Annotated in this window: 11 protein-coding genes; 9 read left to right on the top strand and 2 right to left on the bottom strand. The window is 69.4% G+C overall.

From position 1 onward, the window contains the following. A partial coding sequence (locus VFL64_RS16340; RefSeq protein ID WP_489541438.1) for an AMP nucleosidase occupies positions 1 to 1,135 on the top strand: 1,135 nt, incomplete at its 5' end. A 4-nt stretch (positions 1,136 to 1,139) separates the two neighbouring features. On the opposite strand, the gene VFL64_RS16335 is transcribed toward VFL64_RS16340, so the two are convergent. Then, a complete protein-coding gene (locus VFL64_RS16335; RefSeq protein WP_489541437.1) occupies positions 1,140 to 1,718 on the bottom strand; it encodes a hypothetical protein in 579 nt (192 codons plus the stop codon). A gap of 156 nt (positions 1,719 to 1,874) precedes the next feature. On the opposite strand from VFL64_RS16335, the gene VFL64_RS16330 reads away from it, so the two are divergent. From VFL64_RS16330 to VFL64_RS16295, 8 genes are all read left to right on the top strand, one after another. Further along, positions 1,875 to 3,089 carry a cation:proton antiporter gene (locus VFL64_RS16330; protein WP_489541436.1) on the top strand — a complete coding sequence of 405 codons (1,215 nt, stop codon included), beginning with the start codon at positions 1,875 to 1,877 and terminating at the stop codon, positions 3,087 to 3,089. A gap of 122 nt (positions 3,090 to 3,211) precedes the next feature. Then, the gene (locus tag VFL64_RS16325; protein WP_489541435.1) at positions 3,212 to 4,222 is read left to right on the top strand and encodes a chorismate transformation FkbO/Hyg5 family protein; all 1,011 of its coding nucleotides are present in this window, start codon (positions 3,212 to 3,214) and stop codon (positions 4,220 to 4,222) included. Further along, positions 4,219 to 5,115: a MipA/OmpV family protein gene (locus VFL64_RS16320; protein ID WP_489541434.1), complete on the top strand. Its 897-nt coding sequence runs from the start codon at positions 4,219 to 4,221 to the stop codon at positions 5,113 to 5,115. Before VFL64_RS16325 ends, VFL64_RS16320 begins: the two co-directional genes overlap by 4 nt. Beyond that, the gene (locus VFL64_RS16315) at positions 5,112 to 5,843 is read left to right on the top strand and encodes a lysophospholipid acyltransferase family protein (protein ID WP_489541433.1); all 732 of its coding nucleotides are present in this window, start codon (positions 5,112 to 5,114) and stop codon (positions 5,841 to 5,843) included. Before VFL64_RS16320 ends, VFL64_RS16315 begins: the two co-directional genes overlap by 4 nt. After that, positions 5,840 to 6,613, top strand: a complete 774-nt coding sequence (locus VFL64_RS16310) for a glycosyltransferase family 2 protein (protein ID WP_489541432.1) — start codon at positions 5,840 to 5,842, stop codon at positions 6,611 to 6,613. The genes VFL64_RS16315 and VFL64_RS16310 overlap by 4 nt, the downstream gene beginning before the upstream one ends. 4 nt (positions 6,614 to 6,617) lie before the next feature. Next, the gene (locus VFL64_RS16305) at positions 6,618 to 7,301 is read left to right on the top strand and encodes a phosphatase PAP2 family protein (RefSeq protein ID WP_489541431.1); all 684 of its coding nucleotides are present in this window, start codon (positions 6,618 to 6,620) and stop codon (positions 7,299 to 7,301) included. 61 nt (positions 7,302 to 7,362) lie between these two features. After that, on the top strand, positions 7,363 to 7,608 hold the full coding sequence (locus tag VFL64_RS16300) for an acyl carrier protein (RefSeq protein ID WP_489541430.1): 246 nt from the start codon (positions 7,363 to 7,365) through the stop codon (positions 7,606 to 7,608). Continuing rightward, a complete protein-coding gene (locus VFL64_RS16295) occupies positions 7,605 to 8,810 on the top strand; it encodes a beta-ketoacyl-[acyl-carrier-protein] synthase family protein (protein WP_489541429.1) in 1,206 nt (401 codons plus the stop codon). The genes VFL64_RS16300 and VFL64_RS16295 overlap by 4 nt, the downstream gene beginning before the upstream one ends. 90 nt (positions 8,811 to 8,900) lie before the next feature. On the opposite strand, the gene fabG is transcribed toward VFL64_RS16295, so the two are convergent. Further along, a partial coding sequence (gene fabG / locus VFL64_RS16290) for a 3-oxoacyl-ACP reductase FabG (RefSeq protein WP_489541428.1) occupies positions 8,901 to 9,505 on the bottom strand: 605 nt, incomplete at its 5' end.

Below are 9,505 nucleotides of genomic sequence, written 5' to 3'. Positions count from 1 at the left end.
TTTCTCGCTCGGCGAGCACGATCACCTCGAAGGCAGCATGCCGCCCGAGCGCCGCCTGCTGCTGCGCGACCAGTTCGACCTGCCCGACCTCGCCGCCATGGACGACGGCATCGCCAACGGCACGCACGAGCCCACGCTCGGGGCCGATGGCTTGCCGCGCCACCCGCTGTCGCTCTTCACCGGCCCGCGCGTCGACTACTCGCTGCACCGCCTGCGCCACTACACCGGCACCGCGCCTGCGCACTTCCAGAACTTCGTGCTGTTCACGAACTACCAGTTCTACATCGACGAGTTCATCCAGCTCGGCCACGAGATGATGGCCGACCCCGACAGCGGCTACAGCGCCTTCGTGCAGCCGGGCAACGCGGTGCTGCGCACGACCGGCCTCGGCCCGCAGCCCGACGACCAGCTCGGCGTGGCACCGCCGCGCCTGCCGCAGATGCCGGCCTACCACCTGGTGCGCGAGGACCGCAGCGGCATCACCATGGTCAACATCGGCGTGGGCCCGGCCAACGCCAAGACCATCACCGACCACATCGCGGTGCTGCGCCCGCACGCCTGGATCATGCTCGGCCACTGCGCCGGCCTGCGCAACACGCAGGCCCTGGGCGACTACGTGCTGGCCCATGGCTACGTGCGCGAAGACCACGTAATCGACGAAGAGCTGCCGCTGTGGGTGCCGATCCCGCCACTGGCCGAGGTGCAGGTCGCGCTCGAATCGGCGGTGGCCGAGATCACGCAGCTGAAGGGCTACGAGCTCAAGCGCGTGATGCGCACCGGCACGGTGGCCAGCACCGACAACCGCAACTGGGAGCTGCTGCCCTTCCGCCACCAGGCCAGCACGCCGGAGCGGCGCTTCTCGCAGTCACGCGCGATCGCGCTCGACATGGAGAGCGCCACCATCGCCGCCAACGGCTTCCGCTTCCGCGTGCCCTACGGCACGCTCTTGTGCGTCTCCGACAAGCCGCTGCACGGCGAGATCAAGCTGCCCGGCATGGCCAACCACTTCTACCGCGAGCGCGTCGACCAGCACCTGCGCATCGGCATCCGCGCGATGGAGCTGCTGCGCGAGCAGGGGGTGGACCAGCTGCACAGCCGCAAGCTGCGCAGCTTTGCCGAGGTGGCGTTTCAGTGAGGGATCAGCGCTTGCCGCCTTCGTTGGCGTTGTGAATGATCCAGATCAGGTTGCCTTCGCCACCGGCCGGCGACCAGCCGCTGCCGCCGGCGAAGATGAGGCGGCCCATGCCCTTGTAGACCAGCTCGTGGCGGTAGCGGTCGGAACCGAAGTTGAACGGGATCCAGGCCTTGCCGGTCATGTAGCCGCCCTGGTCGCTGGGCGTACCGGCGATGTCGGTGGCCTGCTTCATGGTCATGCCGATCTGCAGCCGGGTGAACTTGCTGTTGGCGGCAGGCTTGCCGGTGATCTCGCCTTCCCAGTTGTCCAGGCCCTTGACCTTCTGGCCGTAGCCGGCTTCGACCAGCTTCGAATCGACCACCTGGCCTTGCGCGTTCATGCCGGGGCCGACCTTGGCAGCGCCGGGTGCGGGCGCAGCAGCCGCCGGCTTGGCGCCGGCCGGCGCGGGGGCCGGTGCGGCCGCAGGAGCGGGTGCAGGGGCATCGCTGGGCGAACCCTTCTGGGCGCAGCCGGTGGCCAGGCTGGCAAGAACCAGGGCCGACAGGGCATGCAGGTGCAGACGACGAACAGGCAGGGCATTCATGAAGCGATCTCTCTCCGAAGTTGGGGAAGGTGACTGACGCCGGCCGATTCTAGGCAGCGCGCTTGCCGCCACACACATCGGCCATCGGGCCGATCCCGTGCCCGTGGCACACTGCCGCCGCCTTCTTCGCCCTCCCCTTTTGGCTTGCCTCTCGACATGAGCACCACCGAGGTCTTCCTCATCGCCATGCTGATCATCTTCAGCGTGCCCTACCTGGTCTGGCGGCTCTTTCGCACCGACTACTTCGCGCCCCTGGTGGTGGTGCAGACGGTGGCCGGCATCCTGCTCGGCCCCGGCATCCTGGGGGCGGCATACCCGGAGCTGCACAAGTTCGTCTTCAGCCCGCCGGTGATCCAGTCGCTCAACGGCATTGCCTGGTGGGCGGTGATGCTGTTCGTGTGGATCGCCGGCATCGAGCTCGACCTGCAGAAGGCCTGGGAGCACCGGCGAGAGAGCGGCATCACCGCGGGCCTGGCGCTGAGCATCCCGCTGGCGCTGGGGGCCGGCGTGGCGGCGGTGCTGGTGATGTTCCCCGGCTGGGTCGGCCCCAAGGCGGCGAACTGGCAGTTCATCATCGGCATCGGCATGGCCTGCGCCGTCACCGCCATGCCGGTGCTCATCCTGCTGATGGAGAAGCTCGACGTGCTGCGCCAGCCCATCGGCCAGCGCATTCTTCGCTACTCCAGCGTCGACGACATCGCCATCTGGGCCGTGCTCGCCGCCATCCTGACGGACTGGGACCGCGTCGGCCGGCAGGCCGCCTTCCTGCTCGCCTTCGCGGTGTTCGGCTGGCTGTTCCGCCAGCTGATGCAGCGCATCCCCGAGCGCGACCGCTGGTACGCCGGCGTGATCTGGCTGGCGCTGTGCGGGCTGGGGGCCGACTGGTCGGGCCTGCACTTCATGGTGGGCGCCTTCCTCGCCGGCGCCATCATCGACGCGCGCTGGTTCGACCAGAAGCACCTCGACGCGCTGCGCCACAACGTGCTGCTGGTCGCCGCGCCGGTGTACTTCCTGAGCACCGGCCTGCGCACCAACTGGCAGGTGGGCGGCGCCTCGGTGCTGGTCGCCGCCGGGGCGATGCTGCTGGCCGCGGTGGTGGGCAAGCTGCTCGCCACGCACCTGGCTGCGCGCATCCTGAAGTGGCAGCCGGGCGAAGGCGCGCTGATCGGCTGGTTCCTGCAGACCAAGGGGCTGGTGATGATCATCTTTGCCAACGTCCTGCTCGACAAGGCGATGATCACCGACGAGACCTTCACCGCCCTGCTGTTGATGGCCGTGTTCAGCACCATGCTGACCACCCCGATGGTGGCGCCGATGCTGGTGCGGCTGAGGGCGCTGGTCTATCGCAGCACTGGCGCAGCGCACGACTAGAATCAGCGGCGTCTGCGGCGGCCCGGCCTGCGCCGCGATTCACACCCCCGACACATGTTGGTTCGATGCTCCCGCCGGCTTCCAGAAGCACCGAATCCGTCGCCTGAATTGCCTGCCTCCCCATGAGCGTTGCTTCGCAGCCGCCGTCACTTGCCAGCCCCGCTCCCTTGATGTTCAGCCGACTCGGCCCGGCCGCCGGCCCGGCGCCGTCGCACGCGCTGGGGGGCCGCTGGGTGGGTGCGGCCGACGCGGCCCTGCACGCGCCGCTGCTCGCACCGGCCGGCGCCTGGCTCGATGCGTGGTCGGGCAGCCCGGCCGTGCAGACGCACCAGCACGGCTGCGTGCGCTACGCGACCGACGGGCACTGGCTCTACGGCTGCGCCACCGTCGACGAGCACGCCCTGGGCATGCAGGCCGCCACGCAACAGGCCTATGCCGACCTGTTCGCCGTGCTCGCGGCCTCGCCCTGCCACCACCTGCTGCGGCTGTGGAACTATTTCGCCGGCATCAACATCGAGAGCGGCGGCAGCGAGCGCTACCGCCAGTTCAATGCCGGCCGCCAGCAGGCCTTCATCGAAGCGCAGCGCAGCGCCTTCGACGGCTCGCCCGCCGCCTGCGCGCTGGGCATGCAGGGCGGCACGCTGCAGGTGAGCTTCCTCGCGGGCACGCGGCCGCCGCTGGCGATCGAGAACCCGCGCCAGGTCAGCGCCTACCGCTACCCCGACACCTACGGCCCGCGTGCGCCCACCTTCTCGCGCGCGGCGGTGGCCGACGCGGGCGATGGCCGCGGCCTGCTCTTCATCTCGGGCACGGCCAGCATCGTCGGCCACGTCAGCATGCACGTGGGCGACGTGCGCCGCCAGACCGAGGAGAGCCTGGCCAACATCGCCGCGGTGCGGGGTGCAGCCGAAGCGCGCTCCGGCCACACCTTCCCACCCAGCCAGATGCACTACACCCTCTACCTGCGCCAACCGGCCGACATGGCAGTCGTGCGCGAGGTGTTCGAGCGCGCCGTCGGACCCGACAGCCCCGCGGCGCGCGGCGCCCTGTATCTGCACGCTGACGTGTGCCGCGCCGACCTGCTGGTCGAGATCGAAGCCCATGGGTACTCAGCCGCACGGAGCCTTGGTTGATCCTTCGCCGCGTCGCCGCCGGGGTGCTGCTCGCCGCGAGCTTGGCTGCGCGGGCGCAAGAGCCTGCACAAGAGCCCGCTCAGGCCCCCTCCGCGTCACCTGAGGTCGCCAGCGATGCCGACACCCGGCCGCTCATCACACGCCCGCTGTGGGAACTGGGCGTGGGCATCTCCGCCGTGCGCCTGCCCGACTACCGCGGCTCCGACCAGAGCCAGAACTACTTCCTGCCCTTCCCGTACATCGTGTACCGCGGCAGCTGGCTGCGCGCCGACCGCGACGGCACGCGCGCCCGCCTGTTCGACTCGCCCAACGTGCGGGTCGACCTCAGCTTTGGCGCCACCGCGCCCACCAGCAGCAACAAGAACGCCGCCCGCGAGGGCATGCCCAACCTGCCGGCCACGATCGAGGTCGGCCCCAACCTCAACATCACCCTCGACCGCGCGGCCGACAGGCGCTGGAAGCTCGACCTGCGCGTGCCGCTGCGCGCGGCCATGTCGCTGGAGTGGACGCCGCGCTACGTGGGCACCACGCTGTCGCCCAACCTCAACCTCGACATCAGCGAACCCGACAGCTGGAACCTCGGTGTCCTCACCGGGCCGCTGTTTGCCGACCGCAAGTACCACGAGCAGTTCTACAGCGTCGACGCCCCCTATGCCACGGCCACGCGCCCGGCCTACCAGGCGCACGGCGGCTACGCGGGCTGGCAGTTGCTGGGTTCGGCCTCCAAGCGCTTCGGCATCACCTGGGTCGGCCTGTTCGCGCGCTACGACAGCCTGCACGGCGCAGTGTTCGAAGACAGCCCGCTGGTGCGGCGCAACTCGTCGTTCAGCGCCGGCTTCGCGATCTCGTGGGTGCTGAGCACCTCGACCGAAATGGTCTCGCGCCACGAATGAAGCGGATCAAGCAGTTCTTCGTGCGCCTGGCCTTCTTCGGCGCGCTGCTGCACCTGGGTGCCATGTCGCTCAGCTGGAACTTGCTGTGCACGCTGATGTACCCCTTCCTGCCGCGCGAGAAGGCCATCGTGATCGGCCGCGCCGCGATCTCTTGGTGCTACCGCAGCTTCTGGGCCGGGCTGGTGCGCACCGGCGTGATGACACTGGATTACGGCGACCTCGCCACCCTGGAGAAAGACGCCGGCCTCATCATCGCGCCCAACCACCCGACCGCACTCGATGCGCTGCTGGTCATCGCCAAGGTGCCGCGCGGCGTGTGCATCATGCGCGCGAGCTTGATGCAGAACCCCTTCCTCGGCGCCGGCGCGCGCCTGGCGCGCTACATCCGCAACGACCCGCCCTGGGGCATGGCCCGCGGCGCGGTGCGTGCCTTGCGCAAGGGCGGGCAGCTGGTGATGTTCCCCGAGGGCACGCGCACCGTCACGCCGCCGGTCAACAAGTTCCTGCCCGGCATCACCCTGATCGCCTACATGGCCAAGGTGCCGATCCAGACCGTCATCATCGAGACCACCTCGCCCTACCTCAGCAAGGGCTGGCCGGTCTGGAAGCCGCCGCCGCTGCCGATGGAGTTCCGCGTGCGGCTGGGCCAGCGCTTCGCGCCGGACGCCGATCACCAGGGCCTGCTGAAGCGGCTCGAGACCTACTTCGAGGGCGAGCTGCAACGATGACGCCCTCCACCACGCACCTGCTGCTGATCCCGAGCTACAACACCGGCCCCACCGTGTACGACACGGTGCGCTCCGCGCGCGCGCACTGGAACCCGGTGTGGGTCGTGACCGACGGCAGCACCGACGGCACGCCCGAGGGTCTGCGCCAGATGGCCGCGGCCGACCCCGGCCTCAGGTTGATCGAGCTGCCCGCCAACGGCGGCAAGGGCGCGGCCGTGCTGCACGGCCTGGAGGCGGCGCGCGCTGCCGGCTTCACGCATGCGCTGACCATGGACTCCGATGGCCAGCACCCGGCCGAGCTGATCCCCACCTTCATGCAGGCGTCGATCGCACGCCCCGAGACCATGGTGCTCGGCCGGCCGGTGTTCGACGCCTCGGCGCCGTTGCTGCGCGTGCGCGGGCGGCGCGTCTCCAACTGGTGGACGGGCCTGGAGACGCTGGGCGCCGGCATCGACGACTCGCTCTACGGCTTTCGCGTCTACCCCATCGCCGAGCTGATCGCGGTGATGCGGGGCCAGCCCTGGATGCGCCGCTTCGACTTCGACACCGAGGCCGTGGTGCGCCTGGCCTGGCGCGGCGTGAAGCCAGTCAACATCGCTGCGCCGGTCAAGTACCTGTCGGCTGAAGAGGGCGGCGTCTCGCACTTCCAGTACGGGCGCGACAACGTGCTGCTGACCTGGATGCACTTCCGCCTGATGGTCGAGTTCGTGCTGCGGCTGCCGGGCCTGCTGCTGCGCCGCGCGTGGCGCCGCCCACCCTTCCAAGCCTGAACCGATGACCCACCCAGCGGCCTGGACCGAAGAACTGCGCCTGCGCATGAAGCGCTACTTCGTCATCAAGACGGTTGGCATCACGGCCTTCACCTGGCTGTTCTTCATCGGCTACTTCTACATCCTGCGCCACCCCGGCTATGAGGCGACGATGATGCCGCTGACGGCGCTGGACCACCTGATCCCGCTGCAGCCGCCCTTCCTGATCGCCTACTTCTCGCTGTGGGTCTACATCGGCTTCGCGCCGGCCCTGCAGCTCACCTTCACCGAGCTGATCGCCTACGGTGCCTGGATCACCACCATGTGCCTGGTCGGGCTGGCGATCTTCTACTTCTGGCCCACCTCGGTGCCGCCGCGCGCACCCAACGCGTCGAGCTTCCCCGGCTTCGCCATCCTGCAAGGGGTGGATGCGCCCGGCAACGCCTGCCCGTCCATGCACGTGGCCGCGGCGATCTTCTCGGCCATCTGGATCGAGCACCTGCTGCGCTCTATGGGCGCACCGCGCAGCCTGCGCGCCATCAACGGGCTGTGGTTCACGGCCATCGCCTACTCGACCCTCGCGGTCAAGCAGCACGTGGTGCTGGACGTGCTCGCCGGGGCCGTGATGGGCGTCGCATTTGCCCTGCCTTCCCTGCGCTGGCGCCCGGGGAGGGCGCGGGGCGCAGCGGATATCATTGGAACCCGCTGACCACGCGCCCGATCGAGGCGGGGTACACGCCCAAAGACGACATCAACAGGGACAGTGCAACATGAGTTCGCTGAAGGAACTTCAGGATCTGATTCAAGAGAAGTACGGCATCGATCCCGCCGAACTCGATCCCAATGCCTCCATGCGCGACAAGGGCCTCGATTCGCTGGCCTTGGTCGAATTCCTCTTCGCCGTCGAAGACCATTTCCACATCAGCATGCCCGACGCCGATTCGAACGTCGATACGTTGGCGGAGCTGGCGGCCGTGGTCGATCGGGTCCGGGCTGCTTCCAAGACCGCTGTGTGAACGCTGTCGCCATCACAGGTTTGGGCCTGATCTCACCGCACGGTGAGACACCCGATGAAGTCTTTGCCGCCCTGATGCGCGGCGAGTCCGGCATCCAGCCGGTCTTCCCCGAACTGGCCAAGCCGGCCGCTGCCGCCACCGTGGCCTTCAACGAAACACGCTGGTTCAACAAGCTGCAGCTCGCCGGCGTCGACCGCGTGAGCCAGCTCGCCGTGGCCGCCGCCGACCTGGCCATGAAAGACGCCGGCGCGCTGGGCGACGTGGAGCCCGAGCGGCTCGGCGTCTACGCCGGCTGCGGCATGGGCGGCGCCACCGCCATCGAGGCCGCCTACCGCAGCAGCGGCGGGCGCGTGCCGCCGCTCACCATCCCGGCCTTCATGCCCAATGCGCCCGCGGCCCACGTGGCCATGCGCCAGAAGGTGCTGGGGCCAGTGCTCACCTACTCGGTGGCCTGCGCGTCGTCCGCCGTGGCCATTGCCGAAGCGGCCAAGGCGATCCAGAGCGGCGAGATCGACGTGGCCATCGCCGGCGGCAGCGAAGCGCTCATCGTGCCCGGCGTGGTGCTGGCCTGGCAGGCCATGCACACGCTGGCGAGTTTCAACGACGGCGAGGCCGCCCGCTGCGTGCGGCCGTTCGCGCGCGACCGCAGCGGTTTCGCGCTGGGCGAAGGCGCGGCCTTCCTGGTGCTCGAATCCGCCGAACGTGCGCAGCGCCGCGGCGCGCGCGTGCACGCCAGGCTCAGCGGCTGGGGCATCAGCAGCGACGCCACCCACCTCACCAAGCCCGACGCCCCCGGCCAGGCGCGTGCCCTGCGCGCTGCATTGAAGCGCGCAGGTTTGCAGCCGAGCGACGTGGGCTACTGCAACGCCCACGGTACCGCCACACCCATCGGCGACCCGATCGAGCGCGATGCCCTGGCCACCGTGTGGGGCGATCAGCTCGACCAGTTGCGCGTGAGCTCCACCAAGGCCTTGCACGGCCATCTGCTGGGCGCCGCCGGTGCGCTCGAAGCGGTGATCACCACGCTGGCCGTGCGCAACCGGCAGCTCCCGCCCAACGCGCACTGCAACGAGGTCGATCCGGCTTGCCAGATGGCGCTGGTGCCGCAAGAGGGTGCGACGGCACTTCAGTTGAACGCGGCGATCAGCAACTCGTTCGCCTTCGGCGGCACCAACGCGGTGTTGCTGTTCGAGCGGGCCTGACGCCCCCGTCATCCCGACGCACGTCGGGATCCACTGCCGACAAGCACCAGAGACTCACGCAGTGGATACCGGCGTTCGCCGGTATGACATTTACGCCATCCCGCCGTTGATCGAGATCACCTGCCCGGTGATGTAGCTCGCCTCGTCGGAAGCAAGGAACGCCACCAGCGCCGCCACTTCATCCGCGCGCCCGGCGCGCTTCATCGGCACCATGCGGTCGATGGTCGCCTGGTCGAAGGTGCCTTCGGCCATGCCCGAATCGATGATGCCGGGCGCCACTGCGTTCACCGTCACGCCGCGGCTGGCCAGCTCCAGCGAGAGCGCCTTGGTGGCGCTGTTGAGAGCGCCCTTGGCGGCCGCGTAGTTCACCTGGCCTCGGTTGCCGGTGATGGCAGCCACCGACGAGATGTTGACGATGCGCCCCCAGCGCGTGCGCAGCAAGGGCATGGTGAGCGGCTGCGTCACGTTGAAGAAGCCGTTCAGCGACACGTCGATCACGCCCTGCCACTGCGGCTCGGTCAACGCCGGGAAGGCGGCGTCGCTGTGGGTGCCGGCGTTGTTGACGATCACCTGCACCGGCCCGCCAGTGGCCAGCATCTGGATGCACGCCGCCTGCGCCGCCGCGCGGTCGGCCACGTTGAAGGCCACGGCCTCGGCGCTGCCGCCGGCCGCCTGGATCTCGGCCACGACCTCGT

The sequence above is a fragment of the Rhizobacter sp. genome (assembly GCF_035702065.1).
Classification (GTDB): domain Bacteria; phylum Pseudomonadota; class Gammaproteobacteria; order Burkholderiales; family Burkholderiaceae_C; genus Rhizobacter.
Note: the sequence above shows the minus strand (reverse complement) of the source record. Positions and strands in the feature narration are given on the sequence as shown.